This is a genomic window from Parafilimonas terrae, assembly GCF_900115755.1.
GTDB lineage: Bacteria > Bacteroidota > Bacteroidia > Chitinophagales > Chitinophagaceae > Parafilimonas > Parafilimonas terrae.
This window is the reverse complement of record NZ_FOXQ01000001.1, coordinates 872,666-897,110: the sequence shown is the minus strand read 5'-3', so window position 1 is coordinate 897,110 and position 24,445 is coordinate 872,666. Positions and strand designations below refer to the sequence as shown.

Annotated in this window: 16 protein-coding genes; 7 read left to right on the top strand and 9 right to left on the bottom strand. The window is 40.3% G+C overall.

The window, feature by feature from the left end; genetic code table 11:
• Position 1: 1 nt before the first annotated feature.
• On the bottom strand, positions 2-3,400 hold the full coding sequence (ileS, locus tag BM015_RS03860; RefSeq protein ID WP_090654631.1) for an isoleucine--tRNA ligase: 3,399 nt from the start codon (positions 3,398-3,400) through the stop codon (positions 2-4).
• Between the two features lie 179 nt (positions 3,401-3,579).
• Positions 3,580-4,053, bottom strand: a complete 474-nt coding sequence (locus tag BM015_RS03855) for a septal ring lytic transglycosylase RlpA family protein (RefSeq protein ID WP_090654629.1) — start codon at positions 4,051-4,053, stop codon at positions 3,580-3,582.
• Between the two features lie 312 nt (positions 4,054-4,365).
• Between BM015_RS03855 and BM015_RS03850 the strand changes: the two genes are divergently transcribed.
• The 3 genes from BM015_RS03850 (at position 4,366) to BM015_RS03840 (ending at position 9,575) form a co-directional block, all read left to right on the top strand.
• On the top strand, positions 4,366-5,109 hold the full coding sequence (locus BM015_RS03850) for an electron transfer flavoprotein subunit beta/FixA family protein (RefSeq protein WP_090654627.1): 744 nt from the start codon (positions 4,366-4,368) through the stop codon (positions 5,107-5,109).
• Between the two features lie 74 nt (positions 5,110-5,183).
• The gene (locus BM015_RS03845; RefSeq protein ID WP_090655243.1) at positions 5,184-6,140 is read left to right on the top strand and encodes an electron transfer flavoprotein subunit alpha/FixB family protein; all 957 of its coding nucleotides are present in this window, start codon (positions 5,184-5,186) and stop codon (positions 6,138-6,140) included.
• Positions 6,141-6,209: 69 nt separating this feature from the next.
• Positions 6,210-9,575, top strand: a complete 3,366-nt coding sequence (locus tag BM015_RS03840; protein WP_090655240.1) for a methylmalonyl-CoA mutase family protein — start codon at positions 6,210-6,212, stop codon at positions 9,573-9,575.
• Between the two features lie 9 nt (positions 9,576-9,584).
• Here BM015_RS03840 and BM015_RS03835 read toward each other — a convergent pair whose 3' ends face one another.
• From BM015_RS03835 to BM015_RS03815, 5 genes are all read right to left on the bottom strand, one after another.
• Positions 9,585-10,847, bottom strand: a complete 1,263-nt coding sequence (locus BM015_RS03835) for a TCR/Tet family MFS transporter (RefSeq protein ID WP_090654625.1) — start codon at positions 10,845-10,847, stop codon at positions 9,585-9,587.
• 57 nt (positions 10,848-10,904) lie between these two features.
• Positions 10,905-13,391: a M14 family metallopeptidase gene (locus BM015_RS03830; RefSeq protein ID WP_090655238.1), complete on the bottom strand. Its 2,487-nt coding sequence runs from the start codon at positions 13,389-13,391 to the stop codon at positions 10,905-10,907.
• A 76-nt stretch (positions 13,392-13,467) separates the two neighbouring features.
• Positions 13,468-14,967 carry a tetratricopeptide repeat protein gene (locus tag BM015_RS03825; protein ID WP_090654622.1) on the bottom strand — a complete coding sequence of 500 codons (1,500 nt, stop codon included), beginning with the start codon at positions 14,965-14,967 and terminating at the stop codon, positions 13,468-13,470.
• 67 nt (positions 14,968-15,034) lie between these two features.
• A complete protein-coding gene (locus tag BM015_RS03820; protein ID WP_090654620.1) occupies positions 15,035-15,793 on the bottom strand; it encodes a zinc ribbon domain-containing protein in 759 nt (252 codons plus the stop codon).
• Between the two features lie 9 nt (positions 15,794-15,802).
• Positions 15,803-16,900 carry a Nif3-like dinuclear metal center hexameric protein gene (locus tag BM015_RS03815; RefSeq protein ID WP_090654618.1) on the bottom strand — a complete coding sequence of 366 codons (1,098 nt, stop codon included), beginning with the start codon at positions 16,898-16,900 and terminating at the stop codon, positions 15,803-15,805.
• A gap of 105 nt (positions 16,901-17,005) precedes the next feature.
• Here BM015_RS03815 and BM015_RS03810 point away from each other — a divergent pair, with 105 nt between their 5' ends.
• On the top strand, positions 17,006-17,851 hold the full coding sequence (locus BM015_RS03810) for an aminotransferase class IV (RefSeq protein ID WP_090654615.1): 846 nt from the start codon (positions 17,006-17,008) through the stop codon (positions 17,849-17,851).
• On the opposite strand, the gene mce is transcribed toward BM015_RS03810, so the two are convergent.
• Positions 17,846-18,256: a methylmalonyl-CoA epimerase gene (gene mce, locus BM015_RS03805; RefSeq protein WP_090655233.1), complete on the bottom strand. Its 411-nt coding sequence runs from the start codon at positions 18,254-18,256 to the stop codon at positions 17,846-17,848. The genes BM015_RS03810 and mce overlap by 6 nt on opposite strands.
• A gap of 104 nt (positions 18,257-18,360) precedes the next feature.
• Between mce and BM015_RS03800 the strand changes: the two genes are divergently transcribed.
• The 3 genes from BM015_RS03800 (at position 18,361) to BM015_RS03790 (ending at position 23,434) form a co-directional block, all read left to right on the top strand.
• Positions 18,361-18,705 carry a HesB/IscA family protein gene (locus BM015_RS03800; RefSeq protein WP_090654613.1) on the top strand — a complete coding sequence of 115 codons (345 nt, stop codon included), beginning with the start codon at positions 18,361-18,363 and terminating at the stop codon, positions 18,703-18,705.
• Positions 18,706-18,932: 227 nt separating this feature from the next.
• Positions 18,933-21,854 (top strand): SusC/RagA family TonB-linked outer membrane protein, encoded by a 2,922-nt coding sequence (locus BM015_RS03795; RefSeq protein WP_245751202.1) that lies wholly within the window; start codon positions 18,933-18,935, stop codon positions 21,852-21,854.
• 17 nt (positions 21,855-21,871) lie between these two features.
• Entirely contained in the window at positions 21,872-23,434 is a 1,563-nt protein-coding gene (locus tag BM015_RS03790) for a RagB/SusD family nutrient uptake outer membrane protein (protein ID WP_090654609.1), read from the top strand.
• A gap of 55 nt (positions 23,435-23,489) precedes the next feature.
• On the opposite strand, the gene BM015_RS03785 is transcribed toward BM015_RS03790, so the two are convergent.
• Positions 23,490-24,413 carry a GyrI-like domain-containing protein gene (locus tag BM015_RS03785; RefSeq protein ID WP_143075741.1) on the bottom strand — a complete coding sequence of 308 codons (924 nt, stop codon included), beginning with the start codon at positions 24,411-24,413 and terminating at the stop codon, positions 23,490-23,492.
• Between the last annotated feature and the right edge of the window lie 32 nt (positions 24,414-24,445).

Here is a 24,445-nt window from a genome sequence, read left to right as displayed (position 1 = left end):
GTTATCCTTTTTTATTTACGCTCACTTTCAATAAGTTGTCATTAACCTCAACCTCAATGCCGTCTGTTATTTCCGGCACCCAGTCAAGATTATCTGCCAAAATTTCGGCGCAAATATAGTTTTTAAATGTATTGATAGAGGGTTTGAGAATAGCATTGTCGAGAACATTTACAGATATGCGGTCAGTAAGGTCGAAACCCTTGTCTTTCCTGATATTCTGGATCCGGTTTACAAATTCACGGGCATCGCCTTCCATTTTCAATTCAGCAGACAATTGGATGTCTAAAGCCACTGTTAAATTCCCTTTTGAAGCAACGCTCCAGCCAGGAATATCTTCTGCAATTATTTCTACCTCGTTTAAGGCGATAGCAGATTTTCCGGTTTTCAGCTCAATTTCAATTGATCCGTTCTTTTCAAGCTCTGCAATCTGTTCCTGTGAAAAGCTGCCAATAATACCGGCGGCTTCTTTCATTGCCGGGCCAAGTTTAGCGCCCAGTAATTTGAAATTGGGTTTTACTTTTTTATGAATGATATTGCCGGCATCAGTTGCCAGTTCTATTTCTTTAATATTTACTTCAGACTTTACCAGGCCTCCCACTTTTTCCAACTGCTGCTTCATTTCCGGGTTTAATACCGGTATCAGGGCTTTCTGTAAAGGCTGTCGTACTTTTATATTGTTTTTTTTCCGGAGCGATAATATTAATGAAGATGCATCCTGCGCCAGTTGCATTCTTTCTTCAAGTGAATTGTCGATCAACTTTTCATTTGCAACTGGGTAATCGGTATGATGTACTGATTCAACATTAAACCTTTTTGTAACGGCATCCAGGTTTTTGAAAACGGCATCGCTGAAAAACGGTGAAACCGGGGCCATCAGGCGGGTTACAGTTTCCAGGCATTCATATAAAGTTTGGTATGCTGCAATTTTATCCTGCTCATATTCACCTTTCCAGAACCTGCGGCGGCAAAGGCGCACATACCAGTTGCTTAAATGTTCATCCACAAATTCCTCTATTAACCTGCCGGCAAGCGTGGGTTCATAATCATCCATCGCTTCTGTAGCTTTTTTCACAAGGGTATTGAGCGATGAAAGCACCCAACGGTCAATTTCGGGCCTTTCTTCAACAGGGATGTAATCTTCGCTGAAAGCAAAGCCGTCCACATTGGCATATAAAGCAAAAAACTGGTAGGTATTATATAATGTGCCGAAGAATTTACGCTGTACTTCTTTAATGCCGTCAAGGTCAAACTTTAAATTATCCCAGGGTGAAGCATTCGTGATAAGGTACCAGCGGGTGGCATCGGCGCCAAAATCGGCAATGGTTTTAAATGGATCAACCACGTTGCCAAGGCGTTTGCTCATCTTTTGGCCATTCTTATCTAAAACCAATCCATTGGAAACACAGGTTTTAAAAGCCAGTCCGGGATATTTTTCGTCTGAAACTTCAAACCCTTTCTGTTTCAGTTCATCCTGAATAGATTCCTTCAGCAAAGAACCCAGCGCATGCAGGGTATAAAACCAGCCGCGGGTTTGGTCAACACCTTCGCAAACAAAATCTGCCGGGTAATTATCGGCAAAGGTTTCAATATTTTCAAATGGAAAATGCCATTGTGCATACGGCATGGCGCCGCTGTCGAACCAAACATCCACCAAGTCAGGCACACGTTTCATCGGCTCACCGGAAGAAGAAACCAGCACAATCTCATCAACCATAGGTTTATGAAGATCAAGATTATCATGGGCAAGAAAAGCAGCGTTCATAGTGCCTAACTGGTCATCAGCTTTTTTGCCTTCTGCTTTCAATTCTTCTATTGAACCAATACAAATTTCTTCTTTGCCATCTTTTGTGCGCCAAACCGGAAGCGGCGTTCCCCAGAAACGGCTGCGGCTCAGATTCCAGTCAACCATATTTTCAAGCCAGTTGCCAAAACGGCCTTCACCGGTGCTTTTGGGTTTCCAGTTGATGGTTTTATTCAATTCCACCATGCGATCCCGCAGGGCAGTGGTTTTTATAAACCAGGCATCAAGCGGGTAATATAAAACCGGCTTATCCGTGCGCCAGCAATGCGGGTAGCTGTGCTCGTATTTTTCTACCTTGAAAGCGCGGTTTTCTTTTTTCAGTTTTACGCAGATGTCAACGTTTACATCCACATAATCCGGGTCGTCTTTATAATTTTTTACGTAGCGGTTGCTGAATTCGCCAAGGCCATTAACAAATTTGCCCTGGCGGTCAACCATTGTTAATATGCCGATGTCATATTTTTTGCCCACTTTATAATCATCCGCGCCAAATGCCGGCGCTGTGTGAACAATGCCGGTACCATCTTCCGTAGTAACAAAATCGCCCAATAAAACTTTGAAAGCATTGGGGTTATCGGTTTTATTGGCTTCGAAAGGAAGTAGCTGTTCGTAGGGTATTCCTTCTAAATCTGATCCTTTAAATTCAGCCAATATTTTCCATTCAACATTTATTTTCTTAGAATCAGTATTCGTGAAGAAATAACTATCTCCGACTTTTTCGTCACCTCTAATTCCTTCAAAATATTTGCCCAGCAAAGCTTTGGCAAGAATTACATTAACTGGAAAATGTGTGTAGGGATTGAAAGTTTTAACCAGTACATAATCAATGTTGGCACCAACGGTCAGGCCAAGGTTGGAAGGAAGTGTCCAGGGCGTTGTCGTCCAAGCCATGAAGAAAACCTCATCATTTCCGGCAGCATTAAAAAGAAAATCACTTTTTTCATTCTTTACCGCTTTAAACATAGCTACTGCACTTGTATCCTTCACATCTTTATACGTACCCGGCTGGTTCAATTCATGTGAGCTTAGACCTGTTCCCGCTGCGGGAGAATATGGCTGGATGCTCACATCTTCATATAATAAACCTTTATTGTAGAGTTGTTTTAGCAGCCACCAAAGGGTTTCAATATAATTATTTTCAAAAGTGATGTAAGGATGTTCCAGGTCAACCCAGTAACCAATACGTTTGGTGAGCTCGTCCCATTTATCTTTATAACGCAAAACCGCTTCGCGGCATTTTTTGTTGTAATCTTCAACCGAAATCTTCTTTCCTATATCTTCTTTGGTAATGCCAAGCTCTTTTTCAACACCCAGTTCAACAGGCAAACCATGTGTGTCCCAGCCGCCTTTGCGTTTTACCTGGAAGCCTTTCATGGTTTTGTAACGGCAAACCAGGTCTTTTAAGGTTCTGGAAATTACGTGGTGAATACCGGGCATGCCATTGGCGCTTGGCGGGCCTTCGTAAAAAACGAAAGGCTGCCTGCCCTGCCTTAACGAAACACTTTTTTCAAATGCTTTTTCATCATCCCACTTTTCTAAAATTTCCTTTTCTATAGCGGGAAGATGTAAACCCCGGAATTCTTTGTATGTAGCTGCCATTATACGTAAAAACCTGTCTGTAAATAATAAAAAGTGTGCAAAGGTAGCAATATACTATTAAATATGGTTCGCAGTTAAGCGTATAAACCCGTATGGATTTCGGCTTGCGCCTGACTTCTAAAAGCAAAAAAGACCGCGGTGTAATGCTGCGATCTTTTTCAAAAAAAATATAAAATATCTTATTTGCCGGCTTCAACCTGGTTTTCAGTAAGCGGTTCAATTTTTACTTTAGCAACACCGCGTTTAACAATTTTTAATTGTTTGGCGCCTGTTAAGGTAAGGTCCAATACCCTTCCTTTTTCATTCATCCTGGGGTGCATCCGGTCGTTAATGCGAACAATAATAGATTTCCCGGTTAAAATATTTGTAACCTTAACCCAGGTATTTAAAGCAAACATATTGCTTGCTGCAGTTAAATCACTGTGATGGAAAACTTCACCGGTGGCAGTTAAATTGCCTTCAAACTGGTTGGCATAATAAGTGGCAAGGCCTGTAATAAAATTCCTTGTACTGCTATGAGACAAATCGCCTGATTTTTTCGAAAATGAAAAAATAGGAGGCCAGTTAGCAACATTGGCATTAGCCCGGTTGTTAATATTTGGAAATAAGGCCGAACAAAGTAAAAGAACGGCAATCACGCAAAATCTCTTCATGGTAGATGATTTGTAAAGCAACTAAGACTTTAATGAATAATAAGTAAGTCCTTTCTCAAAACACGCTTAATCTTCTTCTTTAAAAATCTTGGCTTGATTTGCAACTATCATGCCATATCTTCTATTCCACAAATGGGGATGCAAGGTAACATTTTCTTTATTAAAAGCGGTAATTTAATGCTTGTTTTAAATATATATCATTGATTATCAACTTTTTTCGTGTTTAATTTTGTAATGCATTTAACAAATTACATCTTAAAAATAGTTGCATAAACAACTTTTCTTTTACTTTTGTTTACATAATTTTTGCCAATGAAAATATTAGTTTGTATCAGTAAAACACCGGATACCACCTCTAAAATCTCCTTTAAAGAGAATAATACAAAATTTGAAGAATCAGGTGTACAATGGATAATCAATCCTTATGATGAATGGTATGCGCTCGTAAGGGCAATTGAATTAAAAGAAAAAGATGCTTCTATACAGTTGCACCTTATAAGCGTTGGCGGCGCAGATTATGATCCTGTTATCCGCAAGGCGCTGGCGCTTGGGGGCGATGAAGCCATTCGGATTAATGCCACAAATAATGATAGTTATTTTATTGCCGTCCAAATTGCTGAAGTGGCAAAACAAGGTGGCTACGACCTCATTTTAACGGGGAAGGAAACCATTGATTACAATAGTTCGTCAGTGGGCGGAATGTTGGCCGAATTGCTCGATGTGCCTTATATTTCTCTTGCAACAAAAGTGGAGGTTAATAATAGTGCGGCTACCGTGAACCGCGAAATAGAAGGTGGTGAAGAAACCGATGAAGTTTCCCTGCCGGTGGTTATCAGTTGCCAGAAAGGCGTGGCAGAACAACGCATCCCCAATATGCGGGGTATAATGGCTGCCCGCACAAAGCCACTTAAGGTAATTGAACCTGCGGCGGTTGAAGCATTGACTAACGTGGTAAGTTACGAATTGCCTGCGCCAAAAGCTGGCGTAAAACTGGTTGCGGCCGATAACGTTCAGGAACTGGTGCGCCTGCTGCACGAAGAAGCTAAAGTAATTTAAGGATATTATCAGCAAGCTCGTGGCTCATGGCCCGCAGCTCTCAAAAAATTATAATCATTATTCAAATTCATTACATGGTACTCATATTTGTCGATCATTCTGATTCAGAAATAAAAAAATCATCGTACGAAGTATTAAGCTATGGTGCAGCTCTTGCAGAAAAGCTCGGCACTTCAGCCGAAGCCCTTTTACTGGGTGCTGTTAAAGATGATCTTGCCACCCTTGGTAATTATGGTGTTTCAAAAGTGCACCAGGTTTCCAATGATGCCTTAAATAATCTTGATGCGCAGGTGTATGCAAGGGCTGTTGCAGATGCAGTCACCTCTTTAAATGCCGATGTAATTGTGTTCAGCCACAACCAAACCGGCAAGGCTGTAGCCCCACGTGTTGCAGCTCGTTTAAAAGCCGGGCTGGTAGCAGGCGCAGTTGCACTGCCCGACACTTCAAATGGTTTTGTTGTAAAAAAGAATGTTTTTAGCGGTAAAGCATTTGCCAATGTAAATATCACATCGGCTATTAAAATTATTTCGCTTAATCCAAACAGTTTTCAGGTTAAACAAACCGGCGGTACGGCATCTGTAGAGCAATTAAATATAACGGTAAGTGAACCGAAAGTAAAAGTTACATCGGTTAATAAAGTTAAAGGTGAAGTGCCTTTAACCGAAGCTGAAATTGTTGTGAGCGGCGGCCGCGGCTTAAAAGGGCCTGAAAACTGGAAGATGGTAGAAGACCTTGCGCACGAATTGCATGCCGCCACCGCGTGCAGCCGTCCTGTGGCCGATGCCGGGTGGCGGCCGCATCATGAACATGTTGGGCAAACGGGTATTCAGATTGCACCGAACCTTTATATAGCTATTGGTATTTCAGGCGCTATTCAGCACCTGGCTGGCGTAAACCGCAGTAAAACCATTGTTGTTATTAATAAAGATCCTGAAGCGCCGTTTTTCAAAGCTGCCGATTATGGAATTGTGGGCGATGCATTTGAAGTTGTTCCAAAACTTACAGACGAAATTAAAAAACTGAAGGGTTAAAGCTGCAATAAACTAACAGCCGTTCATTTAAATTGCAAACAGTTAATTTTGTTTGCAATTTTTTATTTAATGAATTACATGCCGCAACATAAAATCCGCATAGTTACCGCAGCTTCTTTGTTTGATGGTCACGATGCCGCAATCAATATTATGCGCCGTATTTTACAGAGTAAAGGCGCAGAGATTATTCATCTTGGCCACAACCGCAGTGTAAAAGAAATTGTTGAATGTGCTATTGAAGAAGATGTACAGGGCATTGCAATTACTTCATATCAAGGCGGCCACATAGAGTTTTTCAAATACATGAAAGATTTGCTTGATGAAAATGGTTGCGGTCATATAAAGATTTTTGGCGGAGGCGGCGGCACCATTCTTCCACAGGAAATAAATGAATTACACAACTATGGCATCACAAGAATTTATTCGCCTGATGATGGTAGAAAGATGGGCTTGGAAGGCATGATTGAAGATGTGATTCAGCAATGTGATTTTGTATTAAACGGCAACGGTGCATATAAAAAACCGATGACGCTTAGTGAAGTAAAAGATATAAGAACGATTGCGAGAAAGATAACAAACATTGAAAATGGTCAACCGATAACCGGCAACCGACAACCGAATTCGGTAAACGGTGAACGGCCAACAGTTATCCCGGTTCTCGGCATTACCGGCACCGGCGGCGCAGGCAAATCTTCCGTTACAGATGAAATTGTTCGCCGTTATTTGAATGCTTACACAGATAAAACAATTGCCGTAATTTCTGTTGATCCGTCCCGCAAAAAAACAGGTGGCGCATTATTGGGTGATAGAATAAGAATGAACTCTATTTCACATCCGCGTGCATATATGCGCAGCCTTGCCACCCGTGATGATAATATTGCATTAAGTGGCGCGGTTGAACATGCATTGGAAATTTGTAAAGCTGCTCAGTTTGATTTTATCATTTTGGAAAGTGCAGGCGTTGGTCAGAGCGATGCATCCATTTTAGATTATTGTGATGTAAGCATGTATGTAATGACGCCCGAATATGGTGCCGCATCCCAGCTTGAAAAAATAAATATGCTGGATTATGCAGACATTGTTTGCATCAACAAATTTGATAAAGCCGGTGCGTTGGATGCATTGAATGATGTGCGCAAACAATATAAACGTAACCGCAATTTATGGGAAGCGAAGAATGAAGATTTACCTGTCGTTGGAACCATTGCATCTCAATTTAATGATGCGGGCATTAATGAATTGTTTGAAAAAATAATGCTCACGATTGAAGAAAAAACGAAGGTGGATTTTGGTAAAATTGAAGTACATCATATAAAAGATACAACGTCAAAATCACTGATCATTCCACCTAAACGTGTTCGTTATTTGTCTGAGATTGTTGAAAGCAATAAAGCGTATGATAATTGGGTTGATGAACAATGTGCCATCGCATCGAAATTGTATAAGATTGATGGTGTGCTTGAAGAAAAAAACCTAACAGGTCATCAAGACCTGTTAGGTTTAAAAAAACATTACGAACAACAATTGAATGCTGAATGCAAAAAATTAATTGATGCTTGGCCATCATTGCAAAAAAAATACAGCGCAGATTTTTTTGAATATACTGTTCGCGATAAAACAATTAAACAGCCATTAACATCAACTTCATTAAGCGGCACACGCATTCCTAAAATTGTTTTGCCGAAATATAAAGACTGGGGCGATATTTTAAGATGGCAGTTACAGGAAAATGTGCCCGGCGAATTTCCATTTACGGCAGGTGTTTTTGAATTAAAACGGCAAGGCGAAGACCCGACAAGAATGTTTGCCGGTGAAGGCGGGCCGGAACGTACCAATAAACGTTTTCATTATGTTTCATTAGAGCAGCCGGCAAAGCGTTTGAGCACTGCATTTGACAGCGTTACATTGTATGGTGAAGATCCTGATAACCGTCCTGATATTTATGGAAAAATTGGTAACAGCGGCGTTAGCATAGCAACTGTTGATGATGCAAAAAAATTATACAGCGGTTTTGATTTGTGCGATGCAAAAACCTCCGTTAGCATGACGATTAACGGGCCGGCGCCCATCATTCTTGCATTTTTTATGAACGCTGCCATTGATCAGCAATGCGAGAAATGGATAACAGACCATGGTCAATGGTCCATGGTCGATGGACTTGTAGAATCGAAGTACAAGACGAGTGGTAAACCATCTTATTATAATCCATCATCGCCGGAAAGATTGCCTGATGGCAATAATGGTTTGGGTTTAAAATTATTAGGATTTAGTGGTGATGAAGTGTTGCCGGAAGATGTGTATGAACAAATCAAAGCATCAACATTAGCTCAGGTGCGTGGAACGGTGCAGGCAGATATTTTAAAAGAAGACCAGGCGCAAAACACCTGCATCTTTTCAACAGAATTTGCATTGAAATTAATGGGCGATGTGCAGGAATATTTTATCAATAATAAAGTAAGAAATTTTTATAGTGTAAGCATCAGCGGTTATCATATTGCGGAAGCCGGCGCCAATCCAATAACACAATTAGCGTTTACGCTGGCAAATGGCTTTACTTATGTTGAATATTATTTAAGCCGCGGGATGCACATAGATGATTTTGCGCCAAACCTTTCTTTCTTTTTCAGTAATGGTATGGATGCAGAATATAGTGTAATTGGCCGTGTGGCAAGACGTATATGGGCAAAGGCGATGAAGTATAAATACAAAGCCAATGAGCGTTCTCAAAAATTAAAATATCATATTCAAACATCCGGCCGCTCCTTGCATGCACAGGAAATTGATTTCAATGATATAAGAACAACACTGCAGGCTTTATATGCCATTTATGATAACTGCAATTCGCTGCATACAAATGCTTATGATGAAGCCATAACAACGCCAACGGAAGAAAGTGTGCGCCGTGCAATGGCCATTCAATTAATCATTAACCGTGAATTAGGTTCTGCAAAAACAGAGAACTTTATACAAGGCTCATTTGCTATTGAAGAATTAACTGATTTGGTGGAAGAAGCTGTGCTGGCAGAGTTTGACCGTTTAACAGACCGTGGCGGTGTGCTGGGCGCAATGGAAAGAATGTACCAGCGCAATAAAATTCAGGAAGAAAGCTTGCATTACGAACATCAAAAACATACAGGCGAATTACCATTGATTGGTGTAAATACTTTTTTAAATAAAACAGGTTCGCCAACAATAACACCCTCAGAAGTCATTCGTTCAACAACGGAAGAAAAAGAGCAACAGATTGTAAACCTCAACGCATTTCATAAACGTAATGAAAATGTATCAGCTGATAAGTTGAACAAGTTGAAAACTGTTGCTGTTAACAATGGAAATCTTTTTGAAGAATTGATGGAAACGGTTAAATATTGTTCACTTGGCCAAATCACACATGCATTATATGAAGTGGGCGGTCAATACCGGCGCAATATGTAAAGCTGTTTGCTATTCACTTATATCAACTGTTGAATATTGAACCTCTTCTTCTTCAACCATAGCTTTATTTTTCCTGTAATTTTTATAAGCAAGAATAGCGCTTATTGTAGTAAGCATAGCGCCAACAATGAACGGGGCGCCGGGGAATTTAAAGGGCGCATCTTTACCCGTAAAATAAGCAAACAAACCGGTCATGATAACGGGCCCTATAATGGCTGAAGCACTCATTAAACTGGTTAATCCACCCTGCAACTCGCCCTGCTCAGTAGCTGGTGTCTGGCTTGAAATTATGCCTTGTAAAGCAGGCCCCGCAATGCCGCCTAAGGCATACGGTATCATAAATACAAACATCTCCCATCCCTGCGTGGCAAAAGCAAATAAAATAAAGCCAATGCTATACAACATCAACCCAACGTATACGCTTCGTTCCTGGCCAAGCTTTGGTATAATTATACGGATTAATAGGCCTTGCACCAGCGCAATCATCAATCCAATAAAGCTTAATGAATAACCGCCCCATTTTGCATCCCAGTTAAACTTTTCCATGTTATAAAAAAGCCAGGTGGCTTGTATAGCATGGGCTGAAAGATAGATGAGAATAATGGCCACGATAAGCCCTGAAAGTGAAGGATGTTTTTTAAACTGTTTAAAAGCGCCAACAGGATTTGCCCGCTTCCATTCAAACTTGCGCCGCCGTTCTGCAGACAATGATTCTGGCAATACAAAATATCCGTAAATACAGTTGAGTAAACTCAGCCCCGCTGCAGCAAAGAATGGAACCCTTGTTCCATATACAGAAAGATGGCCGCCCAATGCCGGGCCAATTATAAAGCCTAATCCAAATGCTGCGCCAACCAATCCAAAATTTTGCGCCCGTTTTTCTGGTTCACTTACATCAGCAATATAAGCGGTGGCAGTAGTGAAGCTGGCGCCCGTCATGCCGGCGATAATCCTTCCCACAAATAACCAGCCCAATGTTGGCGCAAAACCCTGGAAAAGATAATCAAACCCGAACCCTAACAAAGAAAAAAGTAATACCGGCCTGCGGCCATAACGGTCGCTTAAATTGCCCATTAACGGTGCGCAAACAAACTGCATAAATGCATACGCAAATGTGAGCAGGCCGTTTAATTCAGCAGCGCGGCTTAATCCTTTACCTGTTAGTTGCCTGATCAGGTCAGGCACAACGGGAATGATAATGCCAAGCCCTATTACATCAATTAAAACAGTAGTAAAAATAAATCCAAGCGCAGCTTTGTTATTTTTTGCCATTAATATATTTCCTTCTTTAAAGCCCGCAAAGGTTAATGAAAATGGGCGTACATCAAATTAATTGCCGGCTAAAAAAACGGCATTGGCAAAAAGCATTTTGCCGTTTTGCCAAAACTGGCGGAATAAAACATCATCATTAAAAAAAATAATGTTGCCTTTACCATAACGTTTTTCTCCAATGGCAACGCCCTGCTTCAACTTCGATTTTAATGTGCTGCCTACAAAGCCCGCCACATAAGCGTTTGAAGGAAATATGCCCACATTCCATCCGCCTTTAACAGACTCATAAACACGTGCATCCTGCTTTAATGTGTAATAGAAATTTGGGTAGCCGTAAGCAATGGGATGCGTATTATCTAACTGTAATTTATAGATAGCGCCGGGGATGAATGAAGTGAGGAAATCACGCTCTGAAGCGCCATAGTTTTTTTGTACAATACTGTCTGAAGATTGTGCTGTGTCTTCAATAAGTTTCAAGCCGCTCCAGTTAAAATCAGCAAGCTTTTCGGCGCCGCTTTCTGTGGCTATAAGTTTGCCGCCACCCTTTACAAAATCTTCAAGCTTTGCTGCATTTGTTTTATCATCAAACACATCATAACCGCCATCGGGCATTATTAAAACATCGTAGTTAGAAAGATTAATATCATCCATATCTTCTGCCATTAACTGAGATATGGGATAATTCAGTTCATTATCAAAATAACTCCAAACTTCGCCCGAAGCAATGTAGGATACATTTTTGCCGGTAAGCAAAGCCACTCTTGGCGCTTTTATAAAATGCACATCGGAGGAGCCGAAGTCTGCACCGGCATCCATAAAACCTGTTTCCACTGCAAAAGGCTGCACATTATAACTGCTGCAGGCTGTGTTAACAGCGTTAAGCCAGGTTGGTTGATTGTTACCTTTTAAAATAATAAGCGTGCCTTTGTTGAAGGCTTTGCCGTTATAGGTAAAATCATCAGCAGAATAACGTACGCGGATGCCCTGCGATAATAAAGCCGCCAGCACTTTTGATGCATTGATAGAAGTGTACGGGATCAATACGCCATAATTACTTTGAACAGGCGTAACTGCTGCCGGCATTGTATAAGCGCTTAATGAAATTTTATCTTTTGTTGCCCATGCATTCACGCCATATACATAAGGAATGCTCCATGCCGTAATATCATAAGTGGCAGAATCAACCAGTTTGCTTTCTCTTTCAAACAACACTTTTACCATGCGGCCTTTGGGTTGCAATGTGTTAACCGCAATTTGATAACCTTCGTTTTTAAACACTTCTGTTTTATTATCAATATAATTATAACCACTAAAACTTGTATTGGTTGCGCCATAACTTATACCATTATTATCAAGCAGTTTTCTTACCGCTTCAATTTTGTTTTGGTCTGATGATGTAAGCACATACGTTGTATTTCCCAAATCAACGCCATTAACGTTATTGTCAAAATACTTTTTATATTCAGTTACGAGTTGCTTTGCATTGTTTGAAGCTACTTCAATAGTAGATATGCTTGAAGTGTAGTGGTGCATCAGCCTGTCAGTTAAAGTGAGCGTATCGCCGCTTCTTGTTTTTATACCGAGCCCGGCGCCAATGCCACCTTGTTCATACGTCATGCCGATAGCGCCGTTATAAGTTGGATACGTATCGCCATAAGAGGGATAAAATAAATCGAATATTTGTTTAGTGAAATACAGCCACCCATTAGCATCAAAATACTTTGCATTATTTTTTCCAACAGTAACCTGGAAATCCCTTTGCCATTGCGTAACTACTTCGTGAAAGGGCTGTGCGGCCGGTGCAAAATAATAAGGTGCATTATAACCTTGTTCATGCAGGTCAACATGTATCTGGGGCAGCCATTGATTATATAATTTCATTTTTTGCTGCGTCTCTTTTTGCGTTTGCCAGGCCCAGTCGCGGTTAAGATCAAAGTTATAATGATTGGTTCTTCCATACGGCCACGGCTCGTCATGTTCACGGCTTTGCGGATCGGCATTAAAATTTTTGCCAACAGCATTATTATACCAGTTTATGTAACGGTCGCGGCCATCAGGGTTTTGTATCGGATCAATTATTACAACAACATTTTGCAGCCATTGTTTTGTTTGTGTGTTGGAAGCATCGGCTAATGCATACAACACTTTCATAGCCGCTTCGCTGCTTGAAGGTTCGTTGCCATGCACATTGTAGCTTAACCAAACAATGGTGGGCGCATTTACATCAGCAGGTGTATTATCTTTTAACATGCCTGCAAGACGCAAATTATTCTGCCGTATATTTTCCAGGTTCTGAATATTTTGTGCCGAAGAAATAAAAGCCACTATTAAATCGCGGCCTTCATTGGTTTCGCCATATTTAAATGTTTTAACGGTAGATGGCGAAGCCTGTGCCACCGCGTTGAAGTAATTATCTATTTTATAACAAGGCGTGAAACGTTCACCTAATTCATAACCGAGAAATTGTTTTGGCGACGGAATGTTTTGAGCAGAAAGAATAGTGGTGATGCAAAGCAGTATAGTAATGATATTTATTCTTTTCATAAGAACAAATATCGGTTTTGTCAGTATGATTATAAAACGATTTAAATAGATACGAAAGCAGATGCCGGATGCAAAATCATCCGCCACTGCATCTTGCAATACCTGACTTTGCCTTCTGGTCCATTGAATCTTTATAATCGTGGTTTTGCATGGCCAGGCATTTTTGATAATACTGAATGGCAAGCTGTTTATTGCCCTGCTTTTCATAAATCATCCCTATTTGCAAGGCAGCGCGGGAAGCATAATATTCCGTTCTGTTGATGCCGAGTGAAATAGCTGCCTGGTAATATTTAACCGCAGAATCATCATAATTCATATCATCATAAATCCTGCCTGTGCGGTAAGTGTATTCGAGTTTGTCGGTGGCATCGGTAAAGTCGTTTGCAGATTTACTTCTCAACAAAGAAATTGCCTGCTGGTTATAACCGCCATCATTCAAAACCCTTGCCTTTAATAAAAGTGGGGTTGGCCATTTGCCTGCCTTTGCATTTTTATTGGCTTCTTTATCTGCATCGGTATCTGTGTTGCCGCGTTTTAATACCATTTGCCGGGCATTGTTTGCAGCAGCGGTATTACCCATTAAATAATAACACCAGGCCAGTTTTTCGCAGGCATCCTTTACATAAAATTTGCCTTTGAAATGCGAAAGGAAATATTCAAAATTCTTAGCAGCGTCTTCCAGTTCAAGATGGCGCATTTGTACATACGCCAGTTCAAAATTCCATACAGGTGTTTGCATGTAAGCTGATGACCTGTTCCGGTTTTCAATAACGTCCCTTGCAAATTCATTCATCTTATTATTCACGGCAAGGTTAGCCGCCATGTAAGCCATCAGGTGATTATTTACGAGGTCAAAATTTTTCTGCCTGATGAATTGAAAAACCTTTTCCGGCTGGTTTTGTATATAGAAACTTACATAACAGTAATAAAAAGCCGCTTCGTTGGCAAATAACCGGGCATAACTGTCGTTACTGTTAATTACCCCCTGCATTAAAGTCATGCCTTTGCTGATGGAACCTTTAATGCCAAACAATCCCGCTATCCATTTATAACCGTCGGGAATGGTGCCTGCAACCACCTGCATTGGGCCGTACAGCATATTGTTGGGCACAAAACCCGGGAATTTTTTACGATTGTCTTTTATCAGCCCGAATGCCTTGCGGAAATCCCAGCCTGCAGACCATCTTTCGCCGAATTTTATTTCAACACAGGCAGCTTGTATCAGCACCACGGCGCGGCAGTAATTATAAAATGGTGATGAAGACGGGCCTTCATCCAATATATCCACGTAATCGTCAAAATGCGGTTCACGTATTTTTAATTCAGCCGGGTCTTCATTAAAAAAGAGAATAAAAAAATCTATATAGCTGTTGAGGAAATAAGGGATAAGATTATCCGGGTTTTCTGCTTTGGCCTGGGCAATCAATCTTTCGCCATTTTCCAGGCGCAGGCTGGTTATTTCTTTATAAGCCTGCTGGCAGGTAGCATTAAAATCATAAACCTTGCCTGCTTTAACAGTAAAAAAAGCAATACAAAACAGTAATGAGAAAACTAATTTCTGTAGCGTAAACTTCATTAGCCCGAAAATAAAAAAGGACGTTTAAAGCAACGTCCTTTTTATAAAGATAAGATGTTAATGTTATTTATTTTTCCATTTCTGTAGCCACATTCAGCTCTTCATCCACCAAAATGCGCCCGCAGTTTTCACAAACGATGATTTTTTTGTGCTGGCGTATTTCGCTCTGGCGCTGTGGCGGTATTGCGTTAAAGCATCCGCCGCAGGCATCTCTTTCAACCGGAACAACGGCCAAACCATTGCGGTAACTTTTGCGGATGCGGTCGTAAGAATACAACAGGCGGTCGTCAATGCCTTCGCGGGCCTGCCCGGAAAGTTTTGAAAAATGTGTTTCTTCTTTTTCTGTATCGGCAATAATTTTTTCAAGCTCGCTTTTCTTCTGCTTTAATGAAACATCTTTATTGCCTATAAGTTTTTTGGTTTGTTCCAGCATTTTTGCTTTTTCGGCCAGTTCTTCGTTGGCATCGCGAATGTGTTTTTCGGCCAGTTTACCTTCCAGTTCCTGCATTTCAATTTCCTTGGTAATGGCTTCGTATTCGCGGTTATTCTTAACGCTGTCGCTTTGCTTCTGGTATTTTTTTACCATTGCATCAGCTTCCTTTATAAGATTTTTCTTTTGCTCAATGAACTCGGTGATGCCGTTGATTTCTTCTTCAATTCTTGTTTGACGGCTGTGCAAACCCTGAATTTCGTCTTCGAGGTCGCTTACTTCCATGGGAAGCTCACCTTTTAATATTTTAATTTCATCCAGTTTACTGTCAATTTTTTGCAGGCGCACCAGCGATGCAAGTTTTTCTTCAACTGAATATTCTTTTACTGCTGCCATATTTATTATTTAAACAAAATAATGAACGGGATTGGTTACCGTTTTTGTTTTGAGGACGGCAAAGTTAGGGAATTTAGCCTGCAAAATATCATATAAAAGTTCTGTGGTAAATTGCTCGCTTTCCCAATGACCAATGTCTGCAATCACCATTTTGCCGTCAGCATCAAAAAACTCATGGTATTTTATATCGGAAGTAATGTAAAAATCAGCACCCGATGCTTTTGCTTTGTTAACAAGAAAACTCCCGGCCCCGCCGCAAACGGCTACTTTTTTAACAGGTTTTTGTAATAAAGGCGTGTGTTTTATAACGCTTAAATTGAAAGCTTTCTTTAAGGCAGCGAGAAAATCCGTTTCCAGTTTTTCAGCTTCCAGTTCCCCAATTAAGCCGCTCCCGATATTACTATATTGATTTGAAAGCAGGATAATATCGTAAGCAACTTCTTCATAAGGATGCGCCTCAAAAAGCGCTGACAATACTTTTTGCTGAAGATAAAACGGGAAGACAACTTCAATCTTGACCTCGTCTTCGGCATGCTGGACATTTTGTTCGCCCACAAAAGGCTGGGTATTTGCACCCGCCTTAAAAGTGCCTTTGCCTGCTGCATTAAAACTGCATTCACTGTAATTGCCGATGGCGCCGGCGCCTGCATTAAACAAAGCCGAACGCACTTTTTCTGCATGCTCTGTTGGCGCAAAAGTGAACAGCTTCATCAGCATATTTTCTTTAGGCAATAAAACCTGCCTGTTTTTTAAACCAAGTTTATCGGCGATCTTATTGTTCACGCCTGTTATTACATTATCAAGATTGGTGTGGATGGCATAAATGGCAATATCATTTTTTATAGCATTAATGATGGTTTGCTCCACGTAATTTTTGCCGTTTATTTTTTTAAGCCCGCGAAAAACAATCGGGTGATGTGCCACGATTAAATTGCAATTGGAGGCTTTGGCTTCTTCAACGATAGCTTCGGTGGCATCGAGCGTGCATAAAACGCCGGTGCAGTTCCATCCGGCATTACCGGTAATTAATCCTGCATTATCATAATCTTCCTGCAATACAGGCGGTGCAATGGTTTCGAGATGGTTTATTATTTCAGCAATCTTCATATGTGCAAATTAGCGAACAAAATTTTGATGAATCTTGCATGAAGTTTAAACATCATTTGCTTCGCAACTGATTAACCTAATTAAAGCTGAACTTATTTTTGTTTAATGGAAGCAGGCAAATATTTTTTGCACAACCATAAAATGGTTGCATCCGGTAAGGCTGTTCTTACTGCTGATAATCGTTCTTTCCGTTTTGGCGATGGCCTTTTTGAAACGATGAGATTAACGGATGGTGAAATAGCACTAAGCGGTTATCATTTTGAGCGCCTGTTTTCATCTTTACAGGCTTTTCATTTTGATGTACCGGCACATTTAACCGCGGCCTTATTTTTGGAACAAATAAAGAAACTGGCTGCAAAAAACAATCATCAAAAATCGGCGCGGGTGCGTTTAACTGTTTTTCGAAGTGATGGCAGCCTGTATGATTTTGCAAACAATCTCCCCAATTATATCATTCAAACCTGGCCTTTGAAAGAAGCGATAAGATTAAATGATAAAGGAATGAAATCAGGCCTTTTTACAAAGGCAAGAAAAGCCTGCGATGATTTTTCGCACATCAAAAACAATAATTTTTTACCCTATATAATGGGTGCTTTATGGGCCAGGCAAAATAAACTGGATGAAGCCGTCATCTTAAATAATTACAACCGTATTGCCGATGCAACTATTGCCAATATTTTTTTAGTGAAGGATGGAAAGATCGAAACACCCGCCTTGAGCGAGGGTTGCATTAGTGGCGTAATGCGCCGCTATTTAATTGATTGTATAAAAAAAGAAGGCCTTCCTTTTGAAGAAACCGCCATTGCGCCGGATGCACTTGCCAATGCAAATGAGTTTTTTGTTACGAATGCGGTAAGAGGAATTAACTGGGTTGGACAATGTGATAGGCATAATTATAATAACCAGTTGGCAGCATACTTATATGATAAATTCCTAAAGGGTAAATTATAAGCCAGGTATAATTTGTTCGCACAATTCAACTAACACACCGTTGGTTGATTTAGGGTGAAGAAAGCAAACCATTTTGTTATCTGCACCTTTCTTGGGCTCTTCGTTTAAAACAGTAAACCCTGCCTGTTTAAGCCTTGCTATTTCGTTCCGTATATTTTCCACTTCAAATGCAATATGATGAATGCCTTCACCTTTGCGCTCTATAAATTTGCTGATAACGCCATCTCCCTTCTCATCCTGCAATAATTCAATCTTTGCATCGCCCGTTTTAAAAAATGCTGTTATAACTTTTTCAGACTCAACAGTCTCCTGCTTGTAGCATTTTGCATTTAAAAGGTTTTCAAACAGTGGCACAGAAACTTCAAGGTTTTTTACGGCGATGCCAATATGTTCTACGTGATTCATGTTTTCAGCATTAATTATCAAAGAAAATGCAAACTTTTCATGAATGGTTACGTAATGTTCAATTCAATGTGGTAAGTTTTATCTTTGTAAAATAATTAAGGATTATGGAAACAGTTACTGAGGGAATAACAGCATCGGAAAGGGCGCAGATAAAAGCCAGGGAATTAATGCAGCAGGCAGGTATTGATGACACATATTTTTTACGGGTATCTGTGGTGGGCGGCGGCTGTTCGGGCCTTAGCTATAAACTTGATTTTGATAATGAATTAAAAGCCAGCGACCAGGTTTTTGAAATGGAAAGCCTTAAACTGGTTACTGACATAAAAAGCCTTCTTTATTTATTAAACACCGAACTCGATTACTCTGATGGCCTGAATGGAAAAGGGTTTGTTTTTAGAAACCCCAATGCTTCACGCACCTGCGGTTGCGGCGAAAGTTTCGCAGTTTAATTTATCTGAAATTTTAAGGCAGCTTTATTTAAATTAAAGATGTCATATGTATGAGCGTTAAAAATATTTTTTTAACAATTGTGTAAATATTACACAGCTTCTGTATATTTACAGTTCAATTGCTTGATATTTATACAAAAAGAATTACTTCTTAATTTATTAAACTGCTTGTAATTATGACATCAAATCGATTGCTCAAAGCACTATTTCTGTGCCCGCTATTGCTTTTGCTAGCATTTGCCGCGCAGGCCCAAAAAACCGTTACGGGAAAAATTATTGATGAGAAGGGTAACCCTATTTCGGGGGCGTCAATTATTGTAAAAGACGGAAAAATAGGTACCACTACCGATGCTTCAGGAAGTTTTACATTAAATGCCCCGGCGGGTACCACTGCCGTAACCGTGAGTTATGTAGGGTATGTTTCTCAGGATGTTGATGTATCGTCAACGTCTAATATATCCGTTTCTTTAGCTCCGGATAATTCCAGTTTAACAGATGTTGTTGTGGTTGGTTATGGTACTGCAAGAAGAAAAGACCTTACAGGTTCGGTGGCATCTGTAAAGGAAAAAGACTTCAATAAAGGTGTGATTACCTCTCCTGATCAGTTGATACAGGGGAAAGCTTCCGGCGTTATGGTAATGAATAATATGGGCCAGCCTGGAGGTTCTGCTACAATAAGGATTCGTGGTACGTCTTCTATCAGATCAAATAACAATCCATTGTTTGTAATAGACGGTGTTCCATTATCGGGAGGTTCGGCAAGGCCGGGCGAAGATGGTGGAAGTTTTGGTTCAGATCCAGGTAACCCATTAAGCTTTATTAATCCGGCTGATATTGCCAATATAGAAATCTTGAAGGACGCTTCTGCCACAGCTATTTATGGTTCAAGAGGAGCGAACGGTGTTGTTATTGTTACTACCAAGCGTGGCCAGTCAGGGATTCCTCAACTAAATGTAACCGGTTCTACAGGCATTTCCAATTATTTAAAAAAGATAGAGGTTTTAAATACAAATCAATACAGGCAAGCCTTAAAAGATTATGATTTGCAGAACGATCAGAGTGATGGTGGTGCCAGTAATGTAGATGCCTGGGATGCTATAACGAGAACTGCAGTTACTCAGAATTATAACGTTGCAGTAGGCGGGGGTAACGAAAACGGAAGATATCGTTTATCTGTGAGCTATTTAGATCAGCAGGGTATTATAGAAACATCGGAATTAAAAAAGTTAACGGCTAATTTCAACAGCAGCTTTAAGTTTTTAGAGAGTAAGAAACTCGGATTGGATATAAACGTTTTGGTTAGCCAAAATAATGAACATATAGCTCCAGTAAATTCTTTTGTTGGCTTTGAAGGTAATGTTATAAGCCAGGCTTTACAATGGAATCCTACATTCTTATTATATAATGATGATGGCACAATATACAATCCTCCAGGTACTACCATAAATCCATTGGCTTCCCTGGCATATTACAAAGACAAATCTGCAGTAAATACCATTTTAGCGAGCATTTCACCATCCTATAAAATCACCAACTCGTTAGAATATAAATTTTTGTATAGCGTAAACCGGCAGGTTGGCGTGAGAAAGGGTATGGGTGACCAACGTTTAAACCTTAACGGTATTAAAGATGTTGGGGTTGCTTTTATTAATAATAATCAAATGACTAACCAACAAATCACCAATACATTAAACTTTAATAAACAAGTTTCTTCATTGAACATTAATGCTGTCGTAGGTCATGAATGGCTGATTTATGATAATGCATGGAATGCTGAAAACGGACATGGATTTGCGGCTGTGCCTGTTGGAATTAATTATTATGATGTGCTTGGATATTCTCAACAGTCTGACAGGTCCATTAATTCCTATGATGACCCCACTACCGAAATTCAATCTTTCTTTGCAAGGGCTATTTTAAATTACAAAGATAAATATTTGGTTACCGGTACTATCAGGGCAGACGGCTCAACCAAATTCGGGAAGAATAATAAATATGGCTATTTCCCGTCAGTAGGTGTAGCATGGAATGCTTCCAATGAAAAATTCCTTTCTGGCAGCAATATTGTCAGCAACTTGAAAGTGCGTGCAAGCTGGGGTGAAACAGGAAACCAGGAGTTCCCCTCCGGCGCGTCTCTAAACCGTTTTGATTTTGGCCAGCAAAGTATTTCCCGCTCTAATTTTGGGAATCCTGATTTAAGGTGGGAAACATCTTCAACAGCAGATGCCGGTATTGACTTTGGTTTTTTTGATAACAGATTAACAGGCTCTGTTGATTATTTTTATAAAAAAACCACTGATGTTTTATTTGAAAGAGAATTGGCACAGCCGGCTCCTTCAGGAAAAATATGGGTAAACCTGCCGGGTTATGTGTTGAATAAAGGACTTGAAGTATCCTTAACAGGAAATGTCATCAGGCAGAAGGATCTTAACTGGAATATTACTGGTAATGCGTCTTTTTTAAAGAATACAGTTCAGGGACTAGTTGGCTTTTATGAAACAGGTGATCTCCGGGGTCAGGGCTTTTCCAATGTGCGCGGGCAACGAGTAACAAATGGACAGCCATTGGATGTGTGGTATCTCGGAAAATGGACAGGTATAGATAAAAACACAGGACTAAGCACTTATGAGGGTGGGGATCCTGCAGCCAATAAGTTTTACTTAGGAAGCCCCAACCCTAAAATGTTGCTTGGCTTATCCACAGATATCACCTATAAAAAGTTTTCTGCTGTTATTAACATGAATGGTGCTTTTGGCCAGTATTTATTTAATAATACTGCAGCAACTGTGTTAGCTATTTCTAATTTGGGAAGTAGGAACCTGGCCAAAACTGCTTATGATGTGGCAAAAAGTTCTGGTGAGAGCACCTCAGATGCCGCGGCTCCTTCTGACCGCTTTTTGGAAAAAGGAAATTATCTTAAAATGGCAAACGCTAGCTTAGTATATAATGTGGGTAATATTGGGAAAGTTATCAAAAACCTGAATATCTCTCTTACAGGACAAAACCTGTTTGTCCTAACTAAATACTCAGGTTTTGATCCTGAAGTAAACACAGACGGAGCGGTTAACGGAATTCCATCTTTAGGGGTTGATTATATTCCTTATCCCTCTGCCAGAACTATTCTTTTAGGAGTAAACTTTTCATTATAATACATAAAAAGATTTTTATGAAATCCATCAAAATATTCTTCTTATTATTTTTAATTCCCTTTGCTTTCTCCTGTACGAAGCTGGATGAGCAATTCAGGAGTTCGTTGGAAGAACAGGAAGGCGGAGCTGTTTCTGCTGCAGACCTTCTTACTTCAGCCTATAACAATATTAATGGTACTTACATTGCGGGAAATTTCTGGCATTTGCAGGAACACACCTCTGACGAATTAATCGGGCCTACTCGTGGGGGAGACTGGGATGATAATGGGCAATGGCGCGCTTTACATGCACATACATGGAATGCAGACCATGCATTAATTTCCGGAGCTTTCAGCGATTTATTAAGCGCCCAGTTTGCAGCATCTAATGTTTTGCAAAACAGCCCTTCAGCCGAACAGGCTGCCGAAGCCCGCTTTTTAAGGGCATTAAGTATTTTTTCTGTTTTAGATGGCTGGAACCAGGTGCCTTATAGAGAAGACCTCTCTGATTACAGAATTGATCCTATAACGCTTAAAGGTGCAGGTGCGGCAGATTTTATTATCAGCGAGTTAAATGCGGCTATGAACGATCTTCCTGATAGCGGGCCGGCTTACAAAGCCAGCAAAAATGCAGCAAGGGCATTGTTGATGAAAACTTATTTGAATTATGGTGTTTTTGCAGATAGTGCAGATAACAGATCAAATCCAGGCTTTTCTGCAGATGATATGAACCAGGTGATTACCCTGGCTGATCAAATTACCGCCAGCGGTAAATATGCAGTAAAAAGCGGTAGTTATTTTGACAATTTTGCGCCGAATAATGATGCCGTTTCTACCGAGAACATTTTTACATTCTTTAGCCAAAATGGTTCTGACCGAACCACAGGTGTTGCAAACAACTGGTTCCAGGTAGCGCACTATAGCATGGAACCAGGTGGATGGAATGGGTTTGCCACTTTATCTGACTTCTACGATAAGTTTGATGCTAATGATGAAAGACGTGGCAAGTATTACGATTACCCGGGGGCTTTACCTAATCCGGGCAAAAGGGTAAATGTTGGTTTCCTTGCCGGCCAGCAATATAATCTCAGGACAGATGTTGCTTTGCAGGACAGAAAAGGTAATCCATTGATTTTTACACCTGAAGTGCATTTGAGGGAACCGGGCAATAACCTCGAAGTAACCGGTATAAGAGTTGATAAATATGCTTATGATTATGCATATAGCGGAGGTACTGCTGCACATGAAAACCAGGCAAGTGATAACGACTGGGCATTATTAAGGTATGCTGATGTGTTATTAATGAAAGCCGAAGCCTTGCTAAGAACAGGAAAAGAAGCTGATGCCTTGAAAATTGTGAATGATATAAGGACTGCACGCGGTGTAGCTAACCTTAGTTCACTTACTTTGGATAATTTATTGGATGAAAGAGGAAGGGAAATGTATTGGGAAGGATGGAGAAGAGAAGATCTTGTGCGCTTTGGAAAATTCCTCGATCCCTGGCAGGAAAAACCTACAGATGATCCGAAAAATATACTATTCCCTATACCAAGCAACCAGTTGGCAGTTAATCCAAACCTGGAGCAAAACCCGGGGTATTAATACAAACGGATATGTTTTTGAAAAAAGCTGTACTGATTTGGTACAGCTTTTTTTATTAATAAACCGGGTAATAAATTTTCGTTACCCACTTGCTTGTATCTTTTTCCTGCATACGATTGGTGATAAGGGATTCAAAAGGAACGGCGGGAGATATGAATTTATGATCTTCAAAGAAATCTTCGAGATTATTAAATGCCTTTTTGATAGTGTAAGGGCCGCCTTTAATTTCATTCGTGGCAAGCATCCTTCCTGTTGAAGGCATTTCCTTGTGTAAGATTATGCCGCTGCCTTTAAGGTCTTTGCTGATGGGAAGCCCTGTAATTATTTCAAAATTTATGCTGTCCCCAGTTCTTACACTCAACATAGGATAACCCGTTTGCACGGCGCCGTTGGCTGTTGCGTAATTTTGCAGTTTATCAATGCGACCATAAACTTCCTGCAAACCGGGATAATTTTTTGAGGTTGTTTTTATAGCTACCAATAAAGTGTCTTTAATGCTTACCATTTGCACTTGAATGTCATAAATGTTCTCTGTTTTTTCAAGAAACTTTTTCACGTTGCCAAGTATGCCTGCAGTAGAATTTTTTAATTTTTTTGCGATAAAATAATTCTGTATTCTTTTAAACAGGCCAGGCCCACGTTCAACATTCAGCGTCCATTTTATTGCAGCAGAGTCGTTCTTTAGCGCCAGTATTTCAATCAGCCCCGGAAACGATGAACCTTTATCTTTTATCTGTACCTCCATGCTGCCCATCAGTTTCTTACCTATCTTAATTTTTTGTTTGGGATTATCAGCAGAACCTTCTTCCTCCAAAATTTTTTCCCATTTAGCTTCGTTCGATAAGCATCTGTAAATGCTGTTGGGGTTAGCTTTTAGTAAGATAGTATTTGATACTGTAAATTGAGGAGGAATAAGAAAATATATGATTGCGAAAACAAGCAGTAAAACAACAAGAATAGCAACCGTCAATTTCTTCATGCTGTGCAACATACAGCATTGTAGGATAATGA